Genomic DNA, 26109 nt, shown 5'->3' on the forward strand with positions numbered 1-26109 from the left:
GCGTCTTGCCTTACGGAACGCCATCGGGTCCGCCGATATTTGCCGCAGCGATGCGGCTCGCGGCAACGCGGGAACGATGCAGAGAAAGGCCGGGTTCACACCGACAGGACATCCGCGTAGACAACAATGCCGAACACCTCCCGGCGGCCGGTTGCGGGCGAGACCGCGCCGTCAACCGGTTCGTTTCAGGCTGAGCTGGTGCTTGTTCGGCATGGTGCTGCTCGCCACCTCGTCCGGTAACGAGCGCGCTCGTAAGCGTATGGTCGAACGGCCTCGCTCAGGCCGGCAGAATGCCGGCCTTGAAGCCAGCCGCCTCGATGCCGACCATGGCCACGTGCTCATCTTCGTCTGATGAGGCGCCGCTGACCCCCACCGCGCCAATGACTTCGTCATCGGCGTTGAGGATCAGTACGCCGCCGGCCACGGGAATGAAATTGCCCTCGGAAGCCGCCGCGACCGATGCAAGAAAAGCCGGACGAAGATCATTGCGCTCCCCCACCGTTCGGCTGGAGACACCATTGCCCAATGCAGCGAATGCCTTGCCTCTGGCCACCGGCAGGCGCAGCGGCGCACAACCGTCTTCACGCTCGGCGGCGATGAGATGGCCGCCACCGTCCATGACGAATGCCGTCAGTGGTTCCAACGCCTTGGCCCTCGCTTCGGCGAATGCCGCATCGAGGATGCGGCGCGCCTGACTACGGGAAATGACTACGCTTGCACGATAAACTTTTCCAGCCATGTCCGGCTCCTTCTGGGTGTGATGATCTGCCACGTCGTGCTGCGCACCTGCTCACCGCATTGGCGGTCGAGCGATCCGCACGATCGCAAGGAAGTTTCCGCCAGCGACGCTTTGCGCTATTTTGAATTCTTAATACAAAAGCTAGCACAGCCCAACCAATTCGCCGTCCCATGATCCAGCAGGTGCCGATATGACGTTACCCGTGCAGGAAACCAGTGTGGAAAAGATCCAGCACAAGATTCTCTATTTGGAGGCCGCCAATCGGATTCGCGAGCTGATCGAGCACGGAGCGCTGGTGGCGGGGGAGAAAATCTCGGAAAAGCGCCTCTGCGAAAAATTCGGCATCTCCAGGACGCCGCTACGCGAAGCGCTGAAGGTACTGACGTCCGAGGGCTTGGTGGAGATCCTGCCGAACCGCGGCGCGCGCGTCAGCCTGCTGACCCTGAGCGACGTCGAGCACACCTACGACGTGATGGCCGCCCTCGAAGGCCTTGCCGGCGAGGCGGCCTGCCGCCACCTGGACGACGAGGAGCTGGAGCGCATCTGCACGCTCCACCAGCAGATGGTCGGACACTACCAACGCAAGGAATTGCAGGCCTATTTCCATGCCAACCAGCAGATTCACGAGCGCATCCTCCAGGCGTCGCGCAACCCCATCCTGCTCGAGATGTACAACAACCTCAGCCAGCGAATCAAAAGAATCCGTTATTCCATGGAAATGAACGAGGCGTTCTGGCGCAAGGCGATGAACGAGCACGAGGAGATGATCGAAGCACTGCGCGACCGGGACGGGAAACGCCTGGGGGATATCCTCAGGGGACACCTGAGCCACAAGCTCGAGGCGGTCAACCTCGCTGGCGTAATCAGCCCCGATTGATGACGACGGCCGGGCTTGAGCTTCAAGCCTCAAGCTCCAAGCAGTCCTTCGGCCTGCATCGCCGCGGGGGCGATGCTTTTGAGCTTCACCCACACTGGACGCATAAGAAAAAGCCGCCAGAGCAGGCCCCGACGGCTTCCACTTGCAGCTTGTAGCTTGCAGCTGATGGCTGCTTACAGCGGCTTGCCGCGGTTGCCGTGCTGCCCGACGAAGGCCTGCACGGCTTGTAGCTCGTTGGCCAGGACCGTGCAGCGCTCTGGGCGCTCGAAGAGATCGGTCAAATGTGCCGGCAGTTCCAGCGCCTTGCCAACGCCGGCCTTTTCCACCGCCTCGGGGAATTTCACCGGATGCGCGGTGCCCAGCGTCACCATCGGGATGCTCAGGCTGCGACGGCATTCGCGTGCAGCATGCACGCCGATGGCCGTGTGTGGATCGAGAACCTCGCCGGTTTCTTTGAAGATCTGGGCGATGGTGGCGCAGGTCTGCTCGTCATCCACGGCCAGCGAATCGAACAGCTTGCGCGCTTCAGTCCAGCGCTCTTCTTCCACCGACAGCTTGCCGCTGGCACGGAAGCCATCCAGCAACTCGGCCACGGCCTTGCCATTGCGGCCATGCAGGTCGAACAGCAGACGCTCGAAATTCGACGAGACCATGATGTCCATCGACGGCGACAGCGACGCGTGCAGGGTTTCCTTGTCGTAGCGGTTGCCGGACATGAAGCGATGCAGGATGTCGTTGCGGTTGGTGGCGACGATCAGCTGGTTGATCGGCAGGCCCATGTTGCGCGCCAGATAGCCGGCGAAGATGTCGCCGAAATTGCCGGTCGGCACCGAGAACGCCACCGAGCGCGCCGGACCGCCGAGCTGCAGTGCAGCGTGGAAGTAGTAGACGATCTGGGCCATGATCCGCGCCCAGTTGATCGAATTGACCGCCACCAGACGGGTGCCCTTGAGAAAACCCTGGTCGGCAAAGCTGGCCTTGACCATCTCCTGGCAGTCGTCGAAGTTGCCTTCGATGGCGATGTTGTGAATGTTGTCGCCGAGAATGGTAGTCATCTGCCGACGCTGTACTTCCGATACACGCTGGTGCGGATGCAGGATGAAGATGTCGACGTTCTCGCAACGGCGGCAGCCTTCGATGGCAGCCGAACCGGTATCGCCGGAAGTCGCGCCCATGATCACCACGCGCTCGCCGCGCTTGGCCAGTACGTAATCGAGCAGGCGGCCGAGCAGCTGCAGGGCGAAATCCTTGAACGCCAGGGTCGGGCCGTGGAACAGCTCGAGCACCCACTCGTTGCCGTTCAGCTGACGCAGCGGGGCGATGGCGCTATGGGCGAAGACGCCGTAGGTTTCTTCGAGGATTCGCTTGAAGTCGGCGTCCGGTATGCTGCCGGCAACGAACGGGCGCATGACCCGAAAAGCCAGCTCGTGATACGGCAGGCCGGCCCAGGAGGCAATTTCTTCCACGGTGAACCGTGGCAGGTTCTCCGGCACGTAGAGGCCGCCATCGCTGGCCAGGCCGGCCAGCAGGACGTCTTCGAAGTTCAGGGCCGGTGCCTGGCCGCGAGTGCTGATGTAGCGCATTTTTCAAACCTTCGGTTTGAGCTTGAAGCTTGAAGCTTGAAGCTTGAAGCGTTCTGGCTTCTGGCTTCCGGCTTCCGGCTTCCGGCTTCAGTTAATTGAGCTGTTCGACGCGAATGCGCACGACCTTGTCCGCCACATCATCAAGGGCTTCCAACGCAGCGATAGCATCGTCGATACGCTGCTCGACCACTCGATGAGTCACCAGAATCACAGGAACCAGGCCGTCCTGGACCTCGGCTTCCTTCTGCATGATCGACTCGATGTTGATGCCACGCTCGGAGAGAATGGTCGCCACCTGAGCCAGCACGCCCGGATGATCCTTGGCCTGGATGCGCAGGTAGTAGGCGCTCTCGCAGGCACTGATCGGCAGAATCGGATGATCGGACAGCGAGTCGGGCTGAAACGCCAGATGCGGCACGCGATTGTTCGGATCGGTGGTCAGGGCCCGGGTCACATCCACGAGGTCCGCCACGACTGCCGAAGCGGTCGGCTCCATGCCGGCACCGGCACCGTAGTAGAGCGTGCTGCCGACGGCATCGCCATTGACCATGACGGCGTTCATCACGCCGTTGACGTTGGCGATCAGGCGGTCGGCCGGTATCAGCGTCGGGTGAACGCGCAGTTCGATGCCAGCATCGGTGCGGCGCGCGACGCCCAGGTGCTTGATGCGATAGCCCAGCGCTTCGGCGTAATTCACATCAGCCGTGGTCAGGCGCGCGATGCCCTCGGTATAAGCCTTGTCGAACTGCAGCGGGATCCCGAAAGCGATGGACGCCAGGATCGTCAGCTTGTGCGCGGCATCGATGCCCTCGACGTCGAAGGTCGGGTCGGCCTCGGCGTAGCCTAGCTCCTGGGCCTCCTTGAGGACGTCCTCGAAGGTGCGGCCCTTTTCACGCATCTCGGTGAGGATGAAGTTGCCGGTGCCGTTGATGATGCCCGCCAGCCAGTTGATGCGGTTACCAGCCAATCCTTCACGAATCGCCTTGATCACCGGGATACCACCCGCGACCGAGGCTTCGAAGGCGACGATGACGCCTTTCTCGCACGCCTTGGCGAAGATTTCATTGCCGTGCACGGCGATCAGCGCCTTGTTGGCGGTGACCACGTGCTTGCCATTCTCGATGGCCTTGAGGACGAGTTCCTTGGCCAGCGTATAACCGCCGATCAGCTCGACGACGATGTCGATTTCGGGGTTGTTCACGACATCGAAGATGTCCGCCGTGATGGCTGTCGTACCGGTATCGCACTTGGGATTCGGGTGCCGGGTGGCAATCTGCGCAACCTCGATTCCGCGCCCGGCACGGCGGGCAATCTCCTCGGCGTTGCGTTTGAGCACATTGAAGGTACCGCCACCGACGGTCCCCAGCCCACAGATGCCAACTTTCACCGGTTTCAAGCTGAACTCCCCATTCACAGCGAGACGACCGGACCTGCCGGTCGACAAAAGAGTCGCACATTACGAAGGGAGCAGCTTTTAGTCAATCAGCCTCGCCTTGCGGCGGGCGTGCCCCGGCGTCAAGCCCCAACCGCTGATGCCATTGCGCGAGCGATTCGTCCGGGTATTCGGCAAAACAGCGATCGTGTCCCTGTACCTGCGGCTCTACCCAGCTCGCCTTGGAGTCGAGCATCAGATGCGTGTGCTCCGGCGGGATAGGCAGATCGGTGTCGATCGCCGATGCAAAAGGATGCACCAGTTCGGGCCAGTTCGGATCCCACAGCCACAACGCACTGGCGCAGTGCCGACAGAAGTGACGGCGACCATCACTGATCTTTACCTCGCCAGTCTCGGCATCGGTGATACGCGCCTGGTAGACGCCAAGATGCTCCCGCCCCTCGACCTGCAGGCTTCGATAATCACCGCCAAGATTGATCGCGTAGCCGCCACCTCCCGCCGTCTTGCGGCAGATCGAACAGTAGCAGCGCATGAAAGGATACGGCTGCGCGGATTCAAGGCTGAACCGCACAGCCTGACAGTGACAGGAACCTTCGAGCTTCATCACGACCCACCTCATTCAGACCCATAGGGTTTGAACGCATCAGGCCAGCCAGTTCCACTATCGGCAATCAGCCCGAACGAATCGGACCAATGGCCTCGGCAGCATTACTCGGCGCCGAGCGCAACTTCGGCCAGCTGGGCCGCTGGCTGATAGCCGGGAATCATCTGACCGTTGGCGAGAATGATGGCGGGCGTGCCCTGTACGCCGATCATCTGGCCAAGCTGATACTGCTTGGCGATAGGTGTCTCGCAGCTGGCTGCAGGCAGCTCTTCGCGCGCCTTGGCCTTGTTCATGGCGTCCTGGCGATCCTTAGCGCACCATACGCTGGTCAGGGTATTGGCCCCATGGCTACCCATGCCCTGCCGCGGAAACGCGACATAGCGAACCTCGACACCGAGACGATTCAGCTGCGCAACCTCGCTGTGCAGCTTCTGGCAGTAGCCGCAGTCAGTATCGGTAAACACGGTGATATGGGTCTTGGGATCCTTGGGCGCAAACACCACCATCTCGCTGGCGGGGATCGAGTTGATCTGCTTGGCCACCGACTTGCTTTGAGCTTGCTCGGTCAGGTTGACGGCCTGACCATCCTTGAACTGGTAGAGATAGCCCTGGATGACGAACTGCCCATCAGCGCTGGCATACAGCTGCCGCCCACCTTCCAGTTGAACTTGATAAACCCCCGGCATCGGGCTCTCGGCAATGGCCTCGATCGGCATGTCCGGCTGGATCTTCTGCAAAGACTGGCGAATTGCCTGATCCGGATCGGCGGCCATTACAACAGTGCTGGCCAGACCTGCAACGGCGGCAGCGAACAAACGAATCACGCCCATGGGAACTCCTGGCAGCGACAATCGGGAAAGGCGCAAAGCCTATCATAGCCATGCCGTACAAACTGCTAGCTGCTTCTCTGGACCGCCGCTGAGACCATTGGCCTACTCTAGCACCAGCGCTTTACCTAGCCACGCGGGTGGTGCGCCGCATGCAACTCCTGCAACCGCGCTCGCGCGATGTGGGTGTAGATCTGAGTGGTCGACAGGTCGCTATGACCAAGGAGCATCTGCACGGTACGCAGATCCGCACCATGGTTCAGCAAATGGGTGGCGAAAGCGTGGCGCAAGGTATGCGGTGAAATCGACGTGGCGATACCGGCGACCTTCGCGTGCAGCTTGATTCGGTGCCAGAAGGTCTGGCGCGTCATCTGATCACCGCGCTGACTTGGAAACAGCACATCGCTGGCCTTGCCTGAGAGCAAGGGCTCACGACCATCGCGCTGATAACGCTCCAGCCAGTGCAAAGCCTCATCGCCAAGTGGCACAAGACGCTCTTTATTGCCTTTGCCGAACGTTCGCACGACGCCCTGGCGCATGCTGACCTGCTCGAGCGTCAGGCTGATCAACTCGGTAACCCGCAACCCACAGGCATAAAGCACCTCGAGCATGGCGCGATCACGCAGCCCTAACGGCTCGCCAGTATCCGGCGCAGCCAGCAATGCCTCTACATCGGCCTCGGACAACGCCTTGGGCAAGGGGCGCCCGAGCCGCGGAAGATCCACGCGCAAGGTCGGATCGACGGCGATCTCGCTCTCGCGCAACAGGTAGCGATAAAAGCCTCTTAACCCTGACAGAAAGCGCGCTGTGGAGCGCGCCTTGTAGCCGTTGTTCAGACGCCATGCGAGGTGATCCAGAATGATCTCGCGCCCGGCGGTGACGAGACGAACACCCTGCTCCTCCAGCCAGCCGTTGAACAATGCGAGGTCGCTGCGGTAGGCCTCGCGGCTATTGTCCGTCAGCCCTTTTTCCAGCCAGAGCGCATCAAGGTAACGGTCGATGATGGGATCGTCGAGTGCGGGCATGACAGCTTCAATCAGAACGGGTACAACAGTTTTCCACAGGCGATCCGATGCGACCAGAGCGCAAACGAATCGCTCTCCCTTCATTTGATCGCCGCACAATCGCAGGGCAACCGTCTCGCTCTGCCGGAATCGGCAAGCCCTAGAAACGAAAAAAGCAGCCCTCGGGCTGCTTTTTTTGCGGAACAGCGGTCTTAGACCAGCTTTTCCTTGATGCGGGCGGCCTTGCCGGACAGCGCGCGGAGATAGTACAGCTTGGCCTTGCGCACGTCACCGCGACGCTTGACGCTGATGCTGTCGACCATAGGGCTGTAGCTCTGGAAAGTACGCTCGACACCTACACCATTGGAAATCTTGCGAACGGTGAAAGCACTGTTCAGGCCGCGGTTGCGCTTGCCGATCACGACGCCTTCGAAGGCCTGCAGACGCTGACGCTCGCCTTCCTTCACCTTCACCTGAACGATAACGGTGTCGCCCGGTGCGAACGGCGGGATTTCTTTGTTCATCTGCTCGGCTTCGAGCTGCTGAATGATCTTGTTGGTCATGCTGTGCTCCTAAGGTCAACCCTGTGGGTTGCCATCGATACGTTAACTATCGTCCCGCTGGCGGATGTATTCCGCCAGCAGCTTCTGTTCTTCTCCAGAAAGCGAGCGGCTATCCAGAAGATCGGCGCGTCGCTCCCAGGTCCGTCCAAGGGACTGCTGCAAGCGCCAGCGCCGGATGTGTTCGTGATTGCCGCTGAGCAGCACATCAGGAACACATTTACCCGCATACACCTCAGGCCGCGTGTAGTGCGGACAGTCGAGCAGGCCGTCGGTGAACGAATCCTCCTCGGCGGAACCAGCATGACCCAGGGCACCCGGAAGCAGCCTGGTCACGGCATCGATCAGGACCATTGCCGGCAGCTCGCCGCCGGACAGTACATAGTCACCAATCGACCATTCCTCATCGACATGCGCTTCGATGAAGCGCTCATCAATACCTTCGTAGCGACCGGCAATCAGGATAAGCGCATCCTCTTTTGCCATCTCGCGGACATCAGCCTGTTTCAGCTGACGCCCCTGCGGCGACAGGTAGATCACCTTCGCAGTCTCGCCCGCAGCCTGTTTGGCGTCAGCCAAGGCAAGCTCGAGCGGTTTGATCTTCATCACCATGCCGGGACCACCGCCGAACGGACGGTCGTCCACCGTCTGGTGGCGGTCTTCGGTGTAGCTTCTGGGATTCCAGCAGTTCAACTGCAACAACCCCTGCTTGACCGCACGACTGGTAATCCCGTAGTCACATATCGCTGCGAACATATCCGGGAACAGGCTGATGACCTCGACGCGCAAAGCGGACATGCCGTTCAGAAATCCGCGTCCCAATCGACCTGCATCTCGCCCGCTACCAGATCGATCTTCAACACGCATTGATCGGTGTAAGGCAGCAGACGCTCGCGATCGTCCAGGCTTTCAGCGCAAGGCTTCAAGACCATCACGTCGTTGGCTCCGGTTTCGAGCAGGTGATCGATCTGACCAAGCAACTGCCCAGCCTGATTGATGACCTTCAAACCCTGAAGCTGATACCAGTAGTACTCACCGTCGTCCAAGGCGGGCAGTTCGCTACGCGGGATGCATATCTCGAAATCGGCGTAGGTACGCGCCACTTCGCGATCATCCAAACCCTTCAGCGTTGCCACCAGAATCTTCCCCTGGAGGCGCCCCTTGACCAACTCGACCTGCTTCACTTCGTCGCCTCGCCTTAGCGTCCAGCGTCGATAGTCCAGCAGGTTGTCGATCGGATCGGTAAAGGAATAGACCTTTACGTCACCGCGCACGCCATGCACCGAAACGATCTTGCCGATGACAACCAGGTCATCGACCGGAGCAGACGTTGCGTTCATGCGATTCAGGCAGCGGCCTTGGCAGCTTCCTTCAGCAGCTGAGCAACGCGCTCAGACGGCTGTGCGCCCTGGCTCAGCCAGTAAGTAGCGCGCTCTTGGTTTACAGAGAGCTTCACTTCCGCACCAGTGGCGATCGGATTGAAGAAACCGATGCGCTCGACGAAGCGACCATCGCGCGGGTTGCGGCTGTTGGTCACGGTCAGGTGGTAGAAAGGGCGCTTCTTGGAGCCGCCACGGGCGAGACGAATAGTTACCATGTGAACATCGTTCCTGTAGTCGGTGCTAACTTACTTAAGGCACACACTTAAAATGGGCCTAGGCCCGAAAGGCCGCACATTTTAAGGAATGCCGGGGATTTTGCAAACTCTTTTACTAAAGGCGTCAGCCTGAACGAGGCGATGCCGGGCATCAGGCTGCAGACCGCATGACGTCGCGGCTCAGCGCCGCGACAAGCCACCCTCTAGAACTTCGGCATACCGCCGCCTGGGAACATCCCACCCATACCGCGCATCATCTTGGTCATGCCGCCTTTGCCGGTGACCTTTTTCATCATCTTCTGCATCTGTTTGTGCTGCTTGATGAGCCGGCCGATGTCCTGAACCTGGGTGCCTGAGCCCATGGCGATACGGCGCTTGCGCGAGCCGCTGATGATGTCTGGATTGCGTCGTTCGGCAGGCGTCATCGAGTTGATGATCGCCTCCATCTGCTTGAACTGCTTCTCGGCTGCGCCCTGAGCGTGCCCCATCTGCGACAGGTTGACGCCACCGATCGACGGCAGCTTGTCCATCAAGCCACCGAGGCCACCCATGTTCTTCATCTGCTGCAGTTGATCGCGGAAGTCCTCGAGATCGAACCCTTTGCCCTTCTTGAGCTTCTTGGTGAGCTTTTCGGCCTTCTCGCGATCAAGGGTCTGCTCGGCCTGCTCGATGAGGCTGAGCACATCGCCCATGCCGAGGATGCGCGAGGCGATCCGATCCGGATGGAAAGGCTCCAGGGCATCACTCTTCTCGCCCATGCCGAGGAACTTGATCGGCTTCCCGGTCACGTGCCGCACCGACAGCGCGGCACCGCCACGCGCATCGCCATCCACCTTGGTCAGCACCACACCGGTCAGCGGCAGTGCTTCGCCGAACGCCTTGGCGGTGTTTGCCGCGTCCTGGCCCGTCATCGCATCGACCACGAACAGCGTTTCGGCAGGATTGATAGCGGCGTGTACGGCCTGGATCTCGGCCATCATCTCGGCATCGACGGCCAGACGACCGGCGGTATCCACCAGCACCACATCGATGAACTTCAGCTTGGCTTCGCGGATGGCCGCCTGGGCGATCTCCACCGGCTTCTGGCTGATATCGGAAGGGAAGAAGGTCACACCCACTTCGCCGGCCAGGGTTTCGAGCTGCTTGATCGCAGCCGGACGATAGACGTCAGCCGAAACCACCAGCACGCTTTTCTTCTTGCGCTCCTTGAGGAAGCGCGCCAGCTTGCCTACGGTGGTGGTCTTGCCCGCCCCCTGCAGACCGGCCATCAGCACCACGGCCGGCGGCGTGACCTGCAGCGCCAGGTCCTCGTTGGCCGCGCCCATCAACTCTTCCAGCTCGGCGCGAACGATCTTCACGAACGCCTGACCCGGCGTCAGGCTCTTCGAGACCTCGGTGCCAACAGCGCGCTCCTTGACCCGATTGACGAACTCCTTGACCACCGGCAGTGCGACGTCGGCCTCGAGCAGCGCCATCCGTACTTCACGCAGTGTGTCCTTGATGTTGTCCTCGGTCAGCTTCGCCTTGCCGGTAACGTGGCGAAGCGTTTGTGAGAGGCGGTCGGTTAGGTTTTCGAACATGAGCCATTCCACGCTGGAGTGCTGAAGGGCGAGATTATAGAAGGTGCGGGCGTCCGGCCGGTACCCCGACTGCACGGCTTTTCGTATTTACCTGGCCGAGCGCCAGCTCCCGCGCGACCTGAAACCAGGGATGGATAGGCGCATCGCACGCCGTGACGATCCATAACCCGACCGCCGCTTTTGCGCCTCGGGTCTTTGTGCCACACTCACGACCTTTCGAGCCCGTTACCGGAACTTATGCACCCTCTGCTACCCAGCCTTGCCGCCGCGGCTCTGTATGCCGGCGCCACGGGTTATCAAAGTTTGCGTCTGGCACAACGCGCCGTGCCGGACAGACGTCTGCTGCTGGCAGTCGGACTGCTCGCCCTGCTCGCCCACGGGATCAGCCTTTTCATCCAACTGCTGTCGCCAAGCGGCCTGCACCTGGACTTCTTCACCGCTTCGAGCCTGATTGCCGCTGCGGTCATCCTGCTGATACTGCTGGCGCTGCATCGGATGCCAGTGGAAAACCTGCTGCTGCTGCTCTTTCCGCTGGGCTGTCTGACGGTACTCTTCGCCCAGTTCGCCCCATCCGGTACTGCACCTGCGATTGCCGAGGAGCCCGGCATACTCGCGCATATCCTGTTGTCGATCCTGGCCTACGGCATGCTGACCATTGCGGTCTTCCAGGCCTTGCTGCTGCTGCTGCAGGATCATCACCTCAAGCACAAGCACCCGTCGGGACTGATCCGCAACTTCCCGCCCCTGCAAACGATGGAAAGCCTGCTGTTCGGCTTCCTCTGGGCAGGCTGGCTGCTGCTGTCCTCTTCCCTGCTTTCCGGCTGGCTGTTTCTTGATGACCTTTTTGCGCAGCATCTGGTCCACAAGACACTCCTTTCGGTGGTTGCCTGGATCGTCTTCGGCCTGCTGCTGTGGGGGCGCCACCAGCTTGGCTGGCGCGGCTACAAGGCCATCCGCTGGACACTGGCCGGATTCTGCCTGCTGATGCTGGCGTATTTCGGCAGCAAGCTGGTCCGCGAATTCATCCTGCACATCTGACGCAAACAGGCTAACCCGTGGAAAATCTACACCCCGGCTTTCTGGTCGGACTGCTGGTCTTTCTGCTGTTGTGCTCGGCGTTCTTCTCCAGCTCCGAAACCGGCATGCTGAGCCTCAACCGCTATCGCCTCAAGCATCAGGCCAAAGAAGGTCATCGAGGCGCGCAGCGCGCCAGCGAACTGCTGGCCCATCCTGATCGCCTGCTGGGCACCATCCTGGTTGGCAACAACTTCGTCAACATCCTGGCCTCGTCCATCGCCACCGTGCTCGCCATGCAGCTATGGGGCGAAGCAGGGATCGCGATTGCCACCATCGGCCTGACCATCATCTTGCTGATCTTCGGCGAAATCACGCCGAAGACCCTGGCCGCGCTACGCCCGGAGATTGTCGCCTACCCGGTCAGCCTGCCACTGAAGCTGCTACAGAAGGTGCTTTATCCGCTGGTTGCCATGCTTGGCTGGGTAAGCAACGGGCTGCTCAAACTGCTTGGCGTCGACCTGTCCAACAAGGGCAACGACAGCCTTTCCACCGAGGAGCTACGCAGCGTCGTACGCGAATCCGGCACCGACCTGCCGCTGAATCGGCAGAGCATGCTGCTCGGCATTCTCGATCTGGAGCGGGTCACCGTCGACGACATCATGATCCCGCGTAACGAGGTCACCGGGATCGATCTCGATGACGATCTGGAATCGATCATCGGCCAGCTGCGCACCACGCCACACACGCGTCTGCCGGTGTTCCGCAACGACATCAACCAGATCGAGGGCATCGTCCACATGCGACAGATTGCTCGCCTGCTCAGCCATGACCAGCTGACCAAGGAAAGCCTGCTCGAAGCCTGTAACGAACCCTATTTCGTGCCGGAAAATACTCCGCTTTCCACCCAGTTGCTGAACTTCCAGAAGCAGAAGCGGCGGATCGGCATCGTGGTCGACGAATACGGCGACGTACGCGGCATCGTCACGCTCGAAGACATCCTCGAAGAGATCGTCGGAGAGTTCAGCAATCAGGACGTGCTGCGCAGCCCAGATATTCACCCGCAGGACGACGGCACACTGGTGATCGATGGCGCCGCCTATATTCGCGAGGTAAACCGCGCCTTGGGGTGGAAGTTGCCTTGCGACGGCCCCAAGACGCTCAATGGGCTCATCACCGAAGCCCTTGAGCACATGCCCGATAGCGGTATCTGCTTGCAGATCGGCAACTACCGCCTGGAAATCCTGCAAGCGGCCGATAACCGCGTGAAAAGCGTACGCGCCTGGACCATCGACGATACCCCCTCGGACGAGCAACAACCCGAGTAACCGAGCCGGCAGCAAGCCGGCTCGACAGGCCTCACAGCTCCACTTTCACCGCAGCAGCTGCCCGCAACGCCTTCTCTCTCGCCGCTTCGATGGATACATCCCGCGCCAGCGCGACCCCCATGCGCCGCTGGCCGCTGACACCGGGCTTGCCGAACAGACGCAGCGCGGTATCCGGTTCTGCAAGCGCAGCAGCGAGATTGCCGAAGCTCACTTCGGTAGATTCGCCTTCTACCAGGATCACCGCTGAAGCCGCCGGGCCCATCTGGCGGATACTCGGAATCGGCAGGCCGAGAATGGCTCGTGCATGCAGCGCGAACTCGGACAGATCCTGCGAAACCAGTGTCACAAGGCCGGTATCGTGAGGACGCGGAGAAATCTCGCAGAACCAGACCTGATCGCCCTTGACGAACAACTCGACACCAAAGATGCCCCACCCACCCAACGCCTCAGTGACCGCCAATGCGATGCGCTTAGCCTCGGCCATCGCCGCCGGCGCCATCGGCTGCGGCTGCCACGACTCCTGATAGTCGCCCTTCTCCTGGCGGTGGCCGACCGGCTCGCAGAAACTCGTGCCACCGGCGTGGCGCACCGTCAGCAAAGTGATTTCGTAATCGAAGTCGATGAAGCCCTCGACGATGACCCGGCCGCGACCTGCACGACCGCCGGCCTGCGCATAATCCCAGGCGGCATCGATATCGGCTTCGCTGCGCAACACCGACTGCCCCTTGCCGGACGAGCTCATCACCGGCTTGACCAGACAGGGAAAGCCCAGAGCCATCGCCGCCGAGCGACACTCCTCCGGCGAATCCGCAAAGCGATAGGGTGAGGTCGGCAGGCCCAGCTCCTCTGCAGCCAGGCGACGAATGCCTTCGCGATTCATCGTCAGCTGCGCGGCACGGGCCGTGGGTATCACGGTGTAGCCTTCACCCTCCAGCTCGACCAGGGTAGCGGTGGCGATGGCCTCGATCTCCGGCACGATGTAATGCGGGCGCTCCTGCTCGATCACCGCGCGCAGCGCAGCACCGTCGAGCATGTCGACCACGTGACTGCGGTGCGCAACCTGCATGGCCGGGGCGTTGGCATAGCGATCCACGGCGATCACCTCCACGCCGAGCCGCTGCAGCTCGATGACCAACTCCTTGCCCAGCTCACCGCAACCACAGAGCAGCACACGGGTAGCGCCGGAAGACAATGGGGTGCCTATTCGCGGCATGGGATTCCTCTCAGATAGAACCGGGCGCGGCTGCGCCCTAAATCAGCTGGCCGCCAAGACGGGCTCTCTCATGGCAGCGCAGGAGCACCTGGCGCCGCTCCTCGTTGTCCATCAACCCCCAGCGGCGGATCTCATCCGCGCTGCGCTGGCAACCGACGCACAGGTCGTCCTCATCCAGAGCGCAGAGACTGACGCAGGGCGATGCGACCGGCTTTTCCTGGGTGATCACTCATCGCGCTCCAGCTCACGCGCGTAGCGCTGAGCGTTATGCACATAGTGAGCGGCACTGGCTTCGAGCATCTTCTTCTGCTCATCGCTCAGCTCGCGCACCACTTTGCCCGGCGAGCCGACCACCAGTGAGCCATCGGGAATTTCCTTGCCCTCGGCAATCAGGGTGTTGGCGCCGATGATGCAGTGCTTGCCGATCTTCGCGCCGTTGAGCACCACCGCGTTGATGCCGATCAGGCTGTAATCACCGACCGTACAGCCGTGCAACATGGCGTTGTGGCCAACCGTGACGCCAGTACCCAGGGTCAACGGATGCCCCATGTCGGTGTGCATCACGCTGCCGTCTTGCACGTTGCTGTTCTCACCGATGTGGATCAGCTCGTTGTCACCACGCAGAACGGCGCCAAACCAGACACTGGCGCCAGCATCCAGCCGAATCTTGCCGACCAGCGTGGCATTGGGGGCTACCCAGCTTTGCGGATGCGCTTCGACCCGCGATTCTCCCAGACGGTATTTCACGACACACCTCTTCTTGTCAGTTGTACTCAGGCCACAGGTATGCCGCTCGACCCTGCGGCGGCGCTCAGGGCTCGCGCCGTCCGGACAGATCGATGAATGCGGCAGGCGCGCGGCGCATTTCAATGCCGGCGTCGTATATGACATTGACCAGCTCGACGATCATGATCGCGGTCAGACCCCATATCTGGTATTCGCCATAGCGGTAGGACGGGATGTACCAGCTATGCCCCTGGTAATCGATGCGGTGCGTGACCTCGCGTGGATCCTCGCAGAAGAATTCCAGCGGCACGGAGAACACCGAGGCGATTTCGGCATCGTTGGCGCGGTACTCGACATAGTCCGGAACCAGGCCGACATAAGGCGTGACGTGGATGCCATGCACCGACACCAGGCTGCTGAGCGGGCCGACGACCTCGACCATGCCTGGCGCCAGGCCTACCTCTTCCTCGGCCTCACGCAGTGCGGTGTGCAGCAGATCGCGGTCTTCCGGATCGCGTCGACCGCCGGGGAACGCCACTTCTCCACCATGGGTGGAAAGCCCGGCGGCACGGAGCGTCAGCACCAGCTCCGGCGACTCGCTGCGGGTAATCGGCATCAACACGGCTGCCTCGGGCAGGCGGCCTTCCGGCTCCAGAAGATGCGGGGAATGAGCGCGCACCCGGTGGAGTATTGTGTCCAGCATGAACTTTCTCGTTTCGTCTTTGATCGGCATCATGGCATGAAAGGCGGAACGGCCCAAGGCCCGGAGAGCGCCAAACGAGACGCCCCAACGCCTCGATACGATATCGATGTTACAACTGCGAACCAGACAGGTTTGCTCCAGTCTCAACGGCGTGCTGCCGCCTTGCCCAATCCGTGTGAACGGCCCAATATTTCCCGGAACGAACAGGAATGCGCCCATGAAATACTGCAACCAGTGCGGCGATCCGGTGCTGGTCCGCGTACCGGACGGCGACAACCGACCGCGCTTCGTCTGCGACAGCTGCCAAACGGTGCACTATCAGAACCCGAGAATCGTCGCCGGCTGCGTACCTGTCTGGGATGATCGCGTGCTGCTCTGTCGGCGCGCGATCGAGCCGCGCCGGGGCTACTGGACCCTGCCGGCCGGCTTCATGGAGAACGGCGAAACCATGCAGCAGGCCGCAGAGCGCGAAACGCTCGAAGAAGCCTGCGCCAGGGTGCGTGACCTGCAGCTATATACCCTGTTCGACCTGCCGCATATCAATCAGGTCTACATGTTCTTCCGCGCTCAGCTCGTCGACCTGGACTTCTGCGCAGGGGACGAAAGCCTGGAAGTGAAGCTCTTTCATCAGCAGGACATCCCTTGGTCCGAGCTGGCTTTTCCGACCATCGGCCGTACCCTAGAATGCTTCTTCGCCGACCGGGTGCAGCAGACCTTCCCGGTGCGCAACGAGGCCGTGACAAGCTATCGCAACCGCCAGCAGGACCACGCCCGCGCAGACTGAAGCGTGTGCCGGCCCGGCTGGCACATACAGGTCTGATGAAGTTCGAAGGAAAGCCTCGATGCGTTGGCTGCTCGCCCTGCTCTGCGTCACCTTTACCGCGTTCTCCCATGCCAATGCGACGCCCAGCCTGGACGGGTCGCCCATAGACAAAGTGCTGGTGATCAAGTCGGAGCGCAAACTCCATCTGGTCAGCGCAGGCCAGACACTCAAGAGCTATCGCGTTTCGCTGGGCAAACAACCCAACGGCGCAAAGCTGCGCGAAGGCGACAAGCGCACGCCGGAAGGCTTCTACTGGATCGACTGGCGCAAGACCAGCGACAAGTACAACCTGTCGATGCACATCTCCTACCCCAACGCCCGCGATCTGGCCCGTGCGCAACAGGAAGGCGTAGCGCCAGGGAGCATGATCATGCTTCACGGCACGCCGCTGGATGAGGAGTATCCGGAGTGGTTCTTCCACACCCTCGACTGGACCGAGGGCTGCATCGCGCTGAGCAACCGCGACATGCGCGAAATCTGGACACTGGTGAAAGATGGCACGCTGATCGAGATCCGCCCGTAAGGCCAGATGCCGGCCCGCGCCGCCTGACCGCCGCAACCGTCAAGACAGGCAGGCATGCGGAGCAACTGGCTAGAACTGCATGTCGGACAAACGCCAGACGTCGAACGCTGGCGTTTCATAGGGATGGGCTTTCTTCATTGCCTTCACGCTGTCGTGAATCAGCTCGTCCGCCACAACCATTTCGACCTTCCACTCGGGAACGTGCTGTACCTGCCCGGTTTGCCCGATAAATGGCTGGCTCCCCTCCAGCGGCCGGTACTGCCCCTGCCCCTGCACCTGCCAGCAGCAACTGTCATATGCGCCGATGCGGCCAGCGCCCGCGGCGAACACTGCTTTCTTGACCGCTTCCAGATGACTGTCTGGAACATAGAAACACAGCTTGTACATCGACCTCTCCGTGCAGATGAGCCCGACCTCGACTGGCCGAACGAACTGGCATTCTGCCATCCGTGTGCGCGACGAATAGTGCGTCGCGTCATAGCTCAGACGACGCTTTGCGCTGCCGGTTCATAGACCTTCGTCACAAATGAAAAAGCCCGCCGATATGCTATCGACGGGCTCTCGGGAGTGGCCAGATTGACCCGGCCGGTCAGTCGACCCAGACCCGCGCGTTACGGAACATGCGCATCCAGCCACCGTCTTCCTGCCACTCGTCAGGGCGCCAGGAGTTGGTCACGGCGCGGAAGACCCGCTCCGGGTGCGGCATCATGATGGTCACGCGGCCGTCGCGGCTGCTGAGACCGGTGATGCCACGCGGCGAGCCGTTCGGATTGGCCGGGTAACGCTCGGTCACCTTGCCGTGGTTATCCACGAAGCGCAGCGCCACAGTGCCGGACAGATCCGCCTGCAGCATGGCCTCCTCGCTCTCGAACTCCGCATGGCCTTCGCCGTGGGCGATGGCGATCGGCAGGCGGGAACCGGCCATGCCCTGCAGGAAGATCGATGGCGAATCCTGCACCTGGACCATCGCCACCCGTGCTTCGAACTGCTCCGAGCGGTTGCGCACGAAGTGCGGCCAGTTCTCGGTGCCCGGGATCAGCTCGTGCAGGTTGCTCATCATCTGGCAGCCGTTGCACACGCCGAGAGCGAAGCTGTCCTTGCGCTCGAAGAAGGCCTGGAAGCCATCCCGAGCACGCGCATTGAACAGAACCGACTTGGCCCAGCCTTCACCGGCGCCGAGCACGTCGCCGTAGGAGAAGCCACCGCAGGCGACCAGCCCCTTGAATTCCTCGAGGCTGACACGCCCGGAAAGGATATCGCTCATGTGCACGTCAACCGCGGCGAAACCGGCACGGTCGAACGCCGCCGCCATCTCCACCTGGCCATTGACGCCTTGCTCGCGCAGCACCGCAATCTGTGGACGAACGCCACGCTTGATGTAGGGCGCAGCGATGTCTTCGTTCACGTCGAAGCTGAGCTTGGCGCTGAGGCCCGGGTTGTCCTCTTCGAGCAGCGCGTCGAATTCCTGATCGGCGCACTCGGCGTTATCGCGCAGACGCTGGATCTGATAGCTGGTTTCTGCCCACTGGCGCTGCAGCAGACGGCGCTCACCGGCGAAGACTTCGTTCTCGCCGTGCCTGATCGACACATGGCCATTGTTGACCGGCTGACCGATGACCGCGACACAGTCACCCAGACCGGCTGCGCTGAACTGCGCCAGCACGATCTCGGTGTCGTCCTGACGCACCTGGATCACCGCACCAAGCTCCTCGTTGAAGAGCATCTGTGCGACATCTGCGGCGCTCTCCAGCAGGCCATCGAGATTCAGATTCAGACCACAGTGGCCGGCAAACGCCATTTCCAGGACTGTGGTCAGCAGACCTCCGTCGGAACGGTCGTGGTAAGCCAGCAGCAGACCATCGGCATTCAGCCCCTGGACCACGGCGAAGAATGCCTGCAGGTCTTCGGCATCATCGACGTCAGGTGCCTGGCGACCGAGCTGACCATAAACCTGCGCAAGAATCGAAGCGCCCATGCGGTTTTGCCCGCGACCCAGGTCGATCAGGATCAGGTCCGTTGCGCCCTTGTCCAGGCGTAGCTGCGGGGTCAGCGTCTGGCGGACATCAGTGACCGGGGCGAAGCCGGAAACGACCAGCGACATCGGCGAGGTCACGTTTTTCTCGGCGCCCTCCTCGCTCCAACGGGTTTTCATCGACATCGAGTCCTTGCCCACCGGAATGGTCAGGCCCAGCTGCGGGCACAGTTCCATGCCGACGGCGCGGACGGTGTCGTACAACCGTGCGTCTTCGCCGGGGTGACCGGCGGCGGCCATCCAGTTGGCGGACAACTTGATGTCGGAGATCTTCTCGATACGCGCCGCTGCCAGGTTGGTCAGCGTTTCGCCAATGGCCATGCGGCCCGACGCCGGGGCATCCAGCAGCGCCAGCGGCGTACGCTCGCCCATCGCCATGGCTTCACCGGTGTAAACATCGTAGCTGGTAGCCGTGACGGCGCAGTCGGCGACAGGGACCTGCCAAGGACCGACCATCTGATCGCGCGCCACCTGGCCGGTGATGCTGCGGTCACCGATGGTGATCAGGAAGCTCTTGCTGGCCACCGCGGGGTGACGCAACACGCGGGTAACAGCTTCGTTCAGATCCACCGCAGACGCATCGAAATCGTCGCCCAGCTCCGCTTCGCGGCTGGCGCTGCGGTGCATGCGCGGCGGCTTGCCGAGCAGCACTTCGAGCGGCATGTCCACCGGAGTGTTGCCGAAATGGCTGTCGGTGACGGTCAGTTGCGGCTCCTCGGTGGCCTCACCGACGACCGCGAACGGGCAGCGCTCACGTTCGCAGATGGCCTGGAAACGCTCGAAATCGGCGGCACTGACGGCCAGCACGTAACGCTCCTGGGACTCGTTGCTCCAGATCTCGTGCGGGGCCATGCCCGGCTCGTCGTTGGGCACGTTGCGCAGTTCGAAGCGGCCACCGCGGCCACCGTCGTTGACCAGTTCCGGGAAGGCGTTGGAGATGCCACCGGCGCCAACGTCATGGATGAAGGCGATGGGGTTCTGGTCGCCCAGCTGCCAGCAGCGGTCGATGACCTCCTGGCAGCGGCGCTCCATTTCCGGGTTCTCGCGCTGCACCGAGGCGAAATCCAGATCGGCCGAGCTGGCACCGGTCGCGACCGAGGAGGCGGCGCCGCCGCCCAGGCCGATCAGCATGGCCGGGCCGCCGAGCACGATCAGCTTGGCGCCAACGGTTATCTCGGCCTTCTGCACATGATCTTCACGGATGTTGCCCATGCCGCCGGCGAGCATGATCGGCTTGTGATATCCACGCACCTCATCGCCGCGCGGCGTGTTGACCAACTGCTCGAAGGTACGGAAGTAACCGGTCAGCGCCGGGCGGCCGAACTCGTTGTTGAACGCGGCGCCGCCCAGCGGGCCTTCGATCATGATGTCCAGCGGCGTGACGATGCGTTCCGGCTTGCCATAGGCCTGTTCCCACGGCTGCTCGAAGCCGGGAATGTTCAGGTTGGAGACGGTGAAACCGGTCAGACCGGCCTTTGGCTTGGCGCCGCGGCCGGTGGCACCCTCGTCGCGAATCTCGCCACCGGAGCCGGTGGAAGCACCGGAGAACGGCGAGATGGCGGTCGGGTGGTTGTGGGTTTCCACCTTCATCAGGATATGCACCGGCTCCTGCACCGCGCCGTACTGGCGGGTCTCAGGATTGGGGAAGAAACGCCCTGCGATGTGGCCGACGATGACCGACGCGTTGTCCTTGTAGGCGGACAGCACGTTCTCGCTGTGCATCTGGTAGGTGTTCTTGATCATGCCGAACAGCGACTTGTCCTGGCTTTCGCCGTCGATGTCCCAGCTGGCGTTGAAGATCTTGTGGCGACAATGCTCGGAGTTGGCCTGCGCGAACATCATCAATTCGATGTCGTGCGGATTGCGCTTGAGGCCCTGGAAGGCGCTGACCAGATAATCGATTTCGTCTTCGGCCAGGGCCAGGCCCAGGTCGGTGTTGGCCTTTTCCAGCGCAGCGCGGCCGCCACCGAGGATGTCTACCGCCGTCAGCGGCTTGGGCTCGGCATGGCTGAACAGGTTGGCGGCTTCTTCGAAGCGAGCGAGCACCATTTGCGTCATGCGGTCGTGCAGCGCCGCGGCAATCAGCTGTGCATCGCTGTCGGAAAACTCGCCCTGCACGTAATAGGCGATGCCCCGCTCCAGCCGCTGAATCTTCTCCAGGCCGCAGTTGTGGGCGATATCGCTGGCCTTGCTCGACCACGGCGAGATGGTGCCGAAGCGCGGTACCACCAGGAACAACCGCCCGGCAGGTTCCTGCACCGGCACACTGGGACCGTACTTCAGCAAGCGGGTCAGTACGTTCTGCTCATCCACGCCGAGCGTGCCGGAAACCTCGGCAAAATGGGCGAACTCGGCATACAGCCCGCTGACAGCGGGGACCTTCTCGGTCAGTTGTGCCAGGAGCTTGCCATGACGGAAGGCGGAAAGAGCGGGAGCGCCGCGCAGGATCAACATCGTCGGAACAGCCTCGGAGGGGGGAGCAGTCGGGGCGCGTATTCTAGCCCATGACGGCGGCCGAGGCTAAGGCTGAACACAGCCAGGCGCCGCGTGCTCCGACGGCGCGCCTGGCCTGGCTTGGATCAGTGCAGGATCTGGCTGAGGAACAGCTTGGTCCTGTCATTGACCGGGTTGGTAAAGAACACCTCTGGCTCGGCCTGTTCGACGATCTCGCCCTTGTCCATGAAAATCACCCGATCCGCCACGGTGCGGGCGAAGCCCATCTCATGGGTCACGCAGAGCATGGTCATGCCGCTTTCGGCGAGGCTGACCATGGTGTCGAGCACCTCCTTTACCATCTCCGGGTCAAGGGCCGAGGTCGGCTCGTCGAACAGCATGATCTTAGGCTTCATGCACAGCGCACGGGCGATCGCCACGCGCTGCTGCTGGCCACCGGAAAGCTGGCCGGGAAACTTGTTGGCCTGCTCCGGAATGCGCACGCGCTCCAGATAATGCATGGCGATTTCCTCGGCCTGCCGTCGCGGCAGCTTGCGCACCCACATCGGCGCCAGGGTGCAGTTCTGCAACACGGTCAGGTGCGGGAACAGGTTGAAGTGCTGGAACACCATACCGACTTCGCTGCGGATCGCCTCGATCTGCTTGAGGTCGCTGGTCAGCTCCACGCCGTTGATGACGATGCGCCCCTGCTGGTGCTCTTCCAGGCGATTGAGGCAGCGAATGGTGGTCGACTTGCCGGAGCCGGAAGGCCCGCACAAGACGATGCGCTCGCCCTGGCGCACGGAGAGGTTGATGTCCTTGAGCACATGGAACTGGCCGAACCATTTGTGCACGCCCTGCATGCGGATGACCGGCTCGCTGCTCTGCTCGGCCTGCGCGTTTGAATCACTCATATATCACTCCTAATGCTTGTGGCCGGTGTCCAGCTTGCGCTCCAGGCGCATCGAATAGCGGGACATGCCGAAACAGAACATCCAGTACACCAGAGCGGCGAACACGTAACCCTCGGTGGACATGCCCAGCCAGGCCGGGTCCGCGGTGGCGCGCTTGATGCTGTTGAGGAAGTCGAACAGGCCGATGATGATCACCAGGCTGGTGTCCTTGAACAGGGCAATGAAGGTGTTGACGATGCCCGGTATCACCAGTTTCAGCGCCTGCGGCAGGATCACCAGCAGCGTGCTGCGCCAATAGCCCAGGCCCATGGCCGCCGCGGCCTCGTACTGCCCCTTGGGGATCGCCTGCAGACCGCCACGCACCACCTCGGCAACGTAGGCGGCCTCGAAGAACACCACCATCAGCATCGCCCGCAGCAGCTTGTCGAGGCTCATGCCTTCGGGCAGGAACAGCGGCAGCATCACCGAGGACATGAACAGCACGGTGATCAACGGCACGCCGCGCCAGAACTCGATGAAGGTCACGCAGAGCACGCGAATCGCCGGCATGTCCGAGCGCCGCCCGAGCGCCAGCAGGATGCCCAGCGGCAACGCACCGGCGATGCCCACCGCAGCGATCACCACCGTCAGCATGAGCCCGCCCCACTGACTGGTCGGCACCGTCTGCAGGCCGAGAAAGCCACCGTGCAGCAGCCAGTAGGCCAGCAGCGGGTAGACCAGCAGATAGCCCAGCCCGTAGCGCAACTTGTGCGGCATCTGTCGCAGGAACAGTGGCGCCGCACCGATGATCGCCAGCCAGGCTGCCGCATCGACGCGCCAGCGCAGCTCCGTGGGGTAGAAGCCATACATGAACTGGCCGAAACGGGTCTGGATGAATACCCAGCAGGCGCCTTCGCGGCTGCAATCGGCGCGGGTTTCACCGGTCCAGTCGGCCTTGAAGATGGCCCACTCGAGCACCGGCGGCACGATCAACCAGAGCAGGTAAAGCCCCGCCAGCGTCAGCAGGGTATTGATCCAGCTGGAAAACAGATTGGCCCGTAGCCAGCCGAGCGCACCGATGCTGATCGTCGGTGGCGGCAGGTCGGGCTTGAAGGTATGAATGGTCATGCGCTCACCGCTCGATCAGCGCAATGCGCTTGTTGTACCAGTTCATCAGCAACGAAATGCTGATGCTGATGGCTAGATAGACGCTCATGGTGATGGCCATGGTTTCGATGGCCTGCCCGGTCTGATTGAGCACCGTGCCGGCGAATAGCGACACCATGTCCGGATAACCGATGGCAGCAGCGAGCGACGAGTTCTTTGCCAGGTTCAGGTATTGGCTGGTCAGCGGCGGCACGATCACCCGCAGTGCCTGCGGCACGATGACCAGGCGCAGCACTTGTCCTGGGCGCAACCCAAGCGAAGCAGCGGCCTCGGTCTGACCATGGCTGACCGACTGAATGCCTGAACGCACGGTTTCGCCGATGAACGCCGCGGTGTACACCGACAACGCGACCACGATCGATACCAGCTCAGGGATCACCACCCAGCCGCCGCGGATATTGAAGCGTTGCAGCTCCGGGACATCCCAGGTGAAAGGCACTCCCGCGACAAGTGTCGTCAGCCACGGAATCGCGAGAAACAGCCCAAGGCTGGTCCATAACACCGGAAACATCTGCCCGGTGGCGTGCCGACGCGCCCGAGCCCAGCGATTGAGCAGGACCACCGCCACCAGTGCCACGAGCAATGCCAGCCAGAATGCCCAGAAGCCATCGGCGGCACTGGGTGCAGGCATCTGCACGCCACGGTTGTTGATGAATACCGCCTCCCACAGGCTCAGGCTGTTGCGCGGTCCGGGCAACGGGCTGATCACAGCGAAGTAGACGAAGAAGATCAGCAGCAACGGCGGGATGTTGCGGAATATCTCGATGTAGAGCGTCGCCAGCTGGCGGATCAGCCAGTTGCTCGACAGGCGCCCCACGCCGAGGATGAACCCCATCACCGTTGCGAGAAATATCCCGATGACGCTGACCAACAGCGTATTGAGCAGCCCGACCCAGAAGACGCGACCGTAGCTGTCGCTCTCGCTGTAGTCGATCAGGTGCTGGGATATGCCGAAGCCGGCGGCGTTCTCGAGGAAACCAAAGCCGGAGGTAATGCCGCGATGGGCAAGGTTGGTCTGGGTATTGTGAAAAAGGTACCAGCCGAATGCTACGACGGTGATTACAGCCAGAATCTGAAACAGCCAGGCCCGTGCCCGAGGATCGGTCAATAACGACCCGCCGGCCGGCCTAGGATTGTCGATGGTTCGCATCGAATGTCCTCATACCGCACCGCCGGCGCGTTGTGCGCGCCGGCGGCACTTCTCCCTTTGGAAAACGGGGCCGGTGTAGCCGGCCCCGTCTGGTCAACGTACCGGCGGGGCGTACTGCAGGCCGCCGTTATTCCACAGGGCATTGAGGCCACGCTCGATCTTCAGCTCGCTGCCGGCGCCGACGTTGCGATCGAAGATCTCGCCATAGTTACCGACCTGCTTGACGATCTGTACCGCCCAATCCTTCGGCAGCTTCAGGTCCTTGCCATATTCCCCCTCGACACCCAAAAGACGGGCTACGTCCGGGTTCTTGGTACTCTTGGCCTTTTCTTCGACATCTGCCGAAGTGATGCCCAATTCCTCGGCGTTGAGCATGGCAAACAAGGTCCAGCGCACGATATCGAACCATTCCTCATCGCCCTGGCGGACCGCCGGACCGAGGGGCTCCTTGGATATCACTTCGGGCAACACGACGTAGTCATCGGGATTGGCCAGCTTGATGCGCTGGGCGTAGAGCTGCGACTGGTCGGAAGTCAGCACGTCGCAGCGACCGGACTCCAGGGACTTGGCGCTTTCGTCCGAGGTGTCGTAAGTGATGGGGGTGTATTTCAGGTTGTTGGCGCGGAAATAGTCGGAGAGATTGAGTTCGGTAGTCGTGCCTGCCTGAATGCAGACAGTCGCGCCATCCAGCTCCTTGGCACTTTTAACGCCTAGCTCCTTGTTCACCAGAAAGCCCTGACCATCGTAATAGGTCACGCCGGTGAAATTCAGGCCCATCGCCGCATCACGCGAGCTGGTCCAGGTGGTGTTGCGCGACAGCATGTCCACCTCGCCGGATTGCAGCGCGGTGAAGCGTTCTTTAGCGGTCAACGGACTGTACTTGACCTTGCTGGCGTCACCGAACACGGCCGCGGCTACCGCGCGGCACACATCCACGTCGATCCCCAGGTATTGCCCCTTTGCGTCGGCGTAGGAAAAGCCCGGAAGGCCATCACTGATGCCGCACTGCACGAATCCTTTCTTCTGCACCGCATCGAGGGTCGCCCCCGCTTGCGCCAGCCCACTGATTCCCAGCAGTGACGCTGCACCCAGCGCAGCCAGTGTGGATTTCACCCTAATCATCGAAACCTCCAGTTTGCTTTCTTATTCTCGGGTCCGGGTCTGATGCCCTTCGATGCGTAACCGGCAGCAGCGAAGCGGCGCAGCCTGACCTGAGTCTAGTCGTCCGTGGATGATCGGCAATGTTCTTTGTGCCATTGCCTCGGCTCGCTCATGCGGGCCGTTCCCTTTTGAGTCGAACTGGACTTAGCAAGGCGCGTACCAGCTCATCCGGCCAATCA

General features: G+C 61.8%; 26 protein-coding genes. 5 read left to right on the forward strand and 21 right to left on the reverse strand.

The window, feature by feature from the left end; genetic code table 11:
- Positions 1-277: 277 nt before the first annotated feature.
- Positions 278-739, reverse strand: coding sequence for a heme-binding protein (locus tag P5704_007505; protein ID WOF80309.1), 462 nt, complete (start codon positions 737-739; stop codon positions 278-280).
- A gap of 190 nt (positions 740-929) precedes the next feature.
- Here P5704_007505 and P5704_007510 point away from each other — a divergent pair, with 190 nt between their 5' ends.
- A complete protein-coding gene (locus P5704_007510; protein ID WOF80310.1) occupies positions 930-1616 on the forward strand; it encodes a GntR family transcriptional regulator in 687 nt (228 codons plus the stop codon).
- A 173-nt stretch (positions 1617-1789) separates the two neighbouring features.
- Here the strand turns inward: P5704_007510 and thrC are convergent, their stop codons facing one another.
- The 10 genes from thrC to ffh form a co-directional block, all read right to left on the reverse strand.
- Positions 1790-3199, reverse strand: coding sequence for a threonine synthase (gene thrC / locus P5704_007515; GenBank protein WOF80311.1), 1410 nt, complete (start codon positions 3197-3199; stop codon positions 1790-1792).
- A 91-nt stretch (positions 3200-3290) separates the two neighbouring features.
- Positions 3291-4595, reverse strand: coding sequence for a homoserine dehydrogenase (locus P5704_007520; GenBank protein WOF80312.1), 1305 nt, complete (start codon positions 4593-4595; stop codon positions 3291-3293).
- Between the two features lie 82 nt (positions 4596-4677).
- Positions 4678-5196, reverse strand: a complete 519-nt coding sequence (locus P5704_007525; GenBank protein WOF81186.1) for a GFA family protein — start codon at positions 5194-5196, stop codon at positions 4678-4680.
- A gap of 104 nt (positions 5197-5300) precedes the next feature.
- Positions 5301-6026: a thioredoxin fold domain-containing protein gene (locus P5704_007530; protein ID WOF80313.1), complete on the reverse strand. Its 726-nt coding sequence runs from the start codon at positions 6024-6026 to the stop codon at positions 5301-5303.
- 125 nt (positions 6027-6151) lie between these two features.
- Positions 6152-7048 (reverse strand): site-specific tyrosine recombinase XerD, encoded by an 897-nt coding sequence (xerD, locus tag P5704_007535; GenBank protein WOF80314.1) that lies wholly within the window; start codon positions 7046-7048, stop codon positions 6152-6154.
- A 191-nt stretch (positions 7049-7239) separates the two neighbouring features.
- Complete coding sequence (gene rplS, locus P5704_007540) at positions 7240-7590, reverse strand: 50S ribosomal protein L19 (GenBank protein ID WOF80315.1); 351 nt, start codon at positions 7588-7590, stop codon at positions 7240-7242.
- Positions 7591-7632: 42 nt separating this feature from the next.
- Complete coding sequence (gene trmD / locus P5704_007545; protein ID WOF80316.1) at positions 7633-8385, reverse strand: tRNA (guanosine(37)-N1)-methyltransferase TrmD; 753 nt, start codon at positions 8383-8385, stop codon at positions 7633-7635.
- A gap of 5 nt (positions 8386-8390) precedes the next feature.
- Positions 8391-8927 (reverse strand): ribosome maturation factor RimM, encoded by a 537-nt coding sequence (rimM, locus tag P5704_007550; protein ID WOF80317.1) that lies wholly within the window; start codon positions 8925-8927, stop codon positions 8391-8393.
- Between the two features lie 5 nt (positions 8928-8932).
- Positions 8933-9184 carry a 30S ribosomal protein S16 gene (gene rpsP / locus P5704_007555; protein WOF80318.1) on the reverse strand — a complete coding sequence of 84 codons (252 nt, stop codon included), beginning with the start codon at positions 9182-9184 and terminating at the stop codon, positions 8933-8935.
- A 203-nt stretch (positions 9185-9387) separates the two neighbouring features.
- Positions 9388-10764 (reverse strand): signal recognition particle protein, encoded by a 1377-nt coding sequence (gene ffh / locus P5704_007560; GenBank protein WOF80319.1) that lies wholly within the window; start codon positions 10762-10764, stop codon positions 9388-9390.
- Positions 10765-11001: 237 nt separating this feature from the next.
- Between ffh and ccsA the strand changes: the two genes are divergently transcribed.
- On the forward strand, positions 11002-11802 hold the full coding sequence (gene ccsA / locus P5704_007565) for a cytochrome c biogenesis protein CcsA (GenBank protein ID WOF80320.1): 801 nt from the start codon (positions 11002-11004) through the stop codon (positions 11800-11802).
- A 17-nt stretch (positions 11803-11819) separates the two neighbouring features.
- A complete protein-coding gene (locus P5704_007570) occupies positions 11820-13106 on the forward strand; it encodes an HlyC/CorC family transporter (protein WOF80321.1) in 1287 nt (428 codons plus the stop codon).
- Between the two features lie 31 nt (positions 13107-13137).
- Here P5704_007570 and purT read toward each other — a convergent pair whose 3' ends face one another.
- From purT to P5704_007590, 4 genes are all read right to left on the reverse strand, one after another.
- Complete coding sequence (gene purT / locus P5704_007575; GenBank protein ID WOF80322.1) at positions 13138-14319, reverse strand: formate-dependent phosphoribosylglycinamide formyltransferase; 1182 nt, start codon at positions 14317-14319, stop codon at positions 13138-13140.
- Between the two features lie 37 nt (positions 14320-14356).
- A complete protein-coding gene (locus tag P5704_007580; protein ID WOF80323.1) occupies positions 14357-14548 on the reverse strand; it encodes a DUF1289 domain-containing protein in 192 nt (63 codons plus the stop codon).
- Positions 14545-15066 (reverse strand): gamma carbonic anhydrase family protein, encoded by a 522-nt coding sequence (locus tag P5704_007585; protein WOF80324.1) that lies wholly within the window; start codon positions 15064-15066, stop codon positions 14545-14547. Before P5704_007585 ends, P5704_007580 begins: the two co-directional genes overlap by 4 nt.
- 64 nt (positions 15067-15130) lie before the next feature.
- A complete protein-coding gene (locus P5704_007590; GenBank protein WOF80325.1) occupies positions 15131-15748 on the reverse strand; it encodes a CoA pyrophosphatase in 618 nt (205 codons plus the stop codon).
- A 217-nt stretch (positions 15749-15965) separates the two neighbouring features.
- Here P5704_007590 and P5704_007595 point away from each other — a divergent pair, with 217 nt between their 5' ends.
- Both P5704_007595 and P5704_007600 read left to right on the forward strand, forming a co-directional pair.
- Positions 15966-16532, forward strand: a complete 567-nt coding sequence (locus P5704_007595) for an NUDIX hydrolase (protein ID WOF80326.1) — start codon at positions 15966-15968, stop codon at positions 16530-16532.
- 58 nt (positions 16533-16590) lie between these two features.
- Positions 16591-17094, forward strand: a complete 504-nt coding sequence (locus P5704_007600; protein ID WOF80327.1) for a L,D-transpeptidase family protein — start codon at positions 16591-16593, stop codon at positions 17092-17094.
- 69 nt (positions 17095-17163) lie between these two features.
- Here P5704_007600 and P5704_007605 read toward each other — a convergent pair whose 3' ends face one another.
- From P5704_007605 to P5704_007630, 6 genes are all read right to left on the reverse strand, one after another.
- Positions 17164-17481, reverse strand: coding sequence for a YqfO family protein (locus P5704_007605; protein WOF80328.1), 318 nt, complete (start codon positions 17479-17481; stop codon positions 17164-17166).
- A gap of 202 nt (positions 17482-17683) precedes the next feature.
- Positions 17684-21580: a phosphoribosylformylglycinamidine synthase gene (purL, locus tag P5704_007610; protein WOF80329.1), complete on the reverse strand. Its 3897-nt coding sequence runs from the start codon at positions 21578-21580 to the stop codon at positions 17684-17686.
- Positions 21581-21705: 125 nt separating this feature from the next.
- Positions 21706-22473, reverse strand: a complete 768-nt coding sequence (locus tag P5704_007615; GenBank protein ID WOF80330.1) for an amino acid ABC transporter ATP-binding protein — start codon at positions 22471-22473, stop codon at positions 21706-21708.
- 9 nt (positions 22474-22482) lie between these two features.
- Positions 22483-23580, reverse strand: a complete 1098-nt coding sequence (locus tag P5704_007620; protein WOF80331.1) for an amino acid ABC transporter permease — start codon at positions 23578-23580, stop codon at positions 22483-22485.
- 4 nt (positions 23581-23584) lie between these two features.
- Positions 23585-24769 (reverse strand): amino acid ABC transporter permease, encoded by a 1185-nt coding sequence (locus tag P5704_007625; protein ID WOF80332.1) that lies wholly within the window; start codon positions 24767-24769, stop codon positions 23585-23587.
- Positions 24770-24862: 93 nt separating this feature from the next.
- Positions 24863-25891 carry an amino acid ABC transporter substrate-binding protein gene (locus tag P5704_007630; GenBank protein WOF80333.1) on the reverse strand — a complete coding sequence of 343 codons (1029 nt, stop codon included), beginning with the start codon at positions 25889-25891 and terminating at the stop codon, positions 24863-24865.
- Positions 25892-26109 lie beyond the last annotated feature (218 nt).

This window comes from Pseudomonas sp. FeN3W, assembly GCA_030263805.2.
GTDB lineage: Bacteria > Pseudomonadota > Gammaproteobacteria > Pseudomonadales > Pseudomonadaceae > Stutzerimonas > Stutzerimonas stutzeri_G.

What these genes read in the sequence shown, in the direction of transcription:
- P5704_007625 (WOF80332.1), bottom strand. Translation starts at nt 24,769, where the DNA reads ATGCGAACCATCGACAATCCTAGGCCGGCCGGCGGGTCGTTATTGACC.
- ccsA (WOF80320.1), top strand. Translation starts at nt 11,002, where the DNA reads ATGCACCCTCTGCTACCCAGCCTTGCCGCCGCGGCTCTGTATGCCGGC.
- P5704_007590 (WOF80325.1), bottom strand. Translation starts at nt 15,748, where the DNA reads ATGCTGGACACAATACTCCACCGGGTGCGCGCTCATTCCCCGCATCTT.
- P5704_007530 (WOF80313.1), bottom strand. Translation starts at nt 6,026, where the DNA reads ATGGGCGTGATTCGTTTGTTCGCTGCCGCCGTTGCAGGTCTGGCCAGC.
- P5704_007615 (WOF80330.1), bottom strand. Translation starts at nt 22,473, where the DNA reads ATGAGTGATTCAAACGCGCAGGCCGAGCAGAGCAGCGAGCCGGTCATC.
- xerD (WOF80314.1), bottom strand. Translation starts at nt 7,048, where the DNA reads ATGCCCGCACTCGACGATCCCATCATCGACCGTTACCTTGATGCGCTC.
- P5704_007525 (WOF81186.1), bottom strand. Translation starts at nt 5,196, where the DNA reads ATGAAGCTCGAAGGTTCCTGTCACTGTCAGGCTGTGCGGTTCAGCCTT.
- thrC (WOF80311.1), bottom strand. Translation starts at nt 3,199, where the DNA reads ATGCGCTACATCAGCACTCGCGGCCAGGCACCGGCCCTGAACTTCGAA.
- P5704_007505 (WOF80309.1), bottom strand. Translation starts at nt 739, where the DNA reads ATGGCTGGAAAAGTTTATCGTGCAAGCGTAGTCATTTCCCGTAGTCAG.
- P5704_007630 (WOF80333.1), bottom strand. Translation starts at nt 25,891, where the DNA reads ATGATTAGGGTGAAATCCACACTGGCTGCGCTGGGTGCAGCGTCACTG.
- trmD (WOF80316.1), bottom strand. Translation starts at nt 8,385, where the DNA reads ATGTCCGCTTTGCGCGTCGAGGTCATCAGCCTGTTCCCGGATATGTTC.
- rpsP (WOF80318.1), bottom strand. Translation starts at nt 9,184, where the DNA reads ATGGTAACTATTCGTCTCGCCCGTGGCGGCTCCAAGAAGCGCCCTTTC.
- ffh (WOF80319.1), bottom strand. Translation starts at nt 10,764, where the DNA reads ATGTTCGAAAACCTAACCGACCGCCTCTCACAAACGCTTCGCCACGTT.
- P5704_007620 (WOF80331.1), bottom strand. Translation starts at nt 23,580, where the DNA reads ATGACCATTCATACCTTCAAGCCCGACCTGCCGCCACCGACGATCAGC.
- P5704_007510 (WOF80310.1), top strand. Translation starts at nt 930, where the DNA reads ATGACGTTACCCGTGCAGGAAACCAGTGTGGAAAAGATCCAGCACAAG.
- P5704_007595 (WOF80326.1), top strand. Translation starts at nt 15,966, where the DNA reads ATGAAATACTGCAACCAGTGCGGCGATCCGGTGCTGGTCCGCGTACCG.
- purT (WOF80322.1), bottom strand. Translation starts at nt 14,319, where the DNA reads ATGCCGCGAATAGGCACCCCATTGTCTTCCGGCGCTACCCGTGTGCTG.
- rimM (WOF80317.1), bottom strand. Translation starts at nt 8,927, where the DNA reads ATGAACGCAACGTCTGCTCCGGTCGATGACCTGGTTGTCATCGGCAAG.
- rplS (WOF80315.1), bottom strand. Translation starts at nt 7,590, where the DNA reads ATGACCAACAAGATCATTCAGCAGCTCGAAGCCGAGCAGATGAACAAA.
- P5704_007600 (WOF80327.1), top strand. Translation starts at nt 16,591, where the DNA reads ATGCGTTGGCTGCTCGCCCTGCTCTGCGTCACCTTTACCGCGTTCTCC.
- P5704_007605 (WOF80328.1), bottom strand. Translation starts at nt 17,481, where the DNA reads ATGTACAAGCTGTGTTTCTATGTTCCAGACAGTCATCTGGAAGCGGTC.
- purL (WOF80329.1), bottom strand. Translation starts at nt 21,580, where the DNA reads ATGTTGATCCTGCGCGGCGCTCCCGCTCTTTCCGCCTTCCGTCATGGC.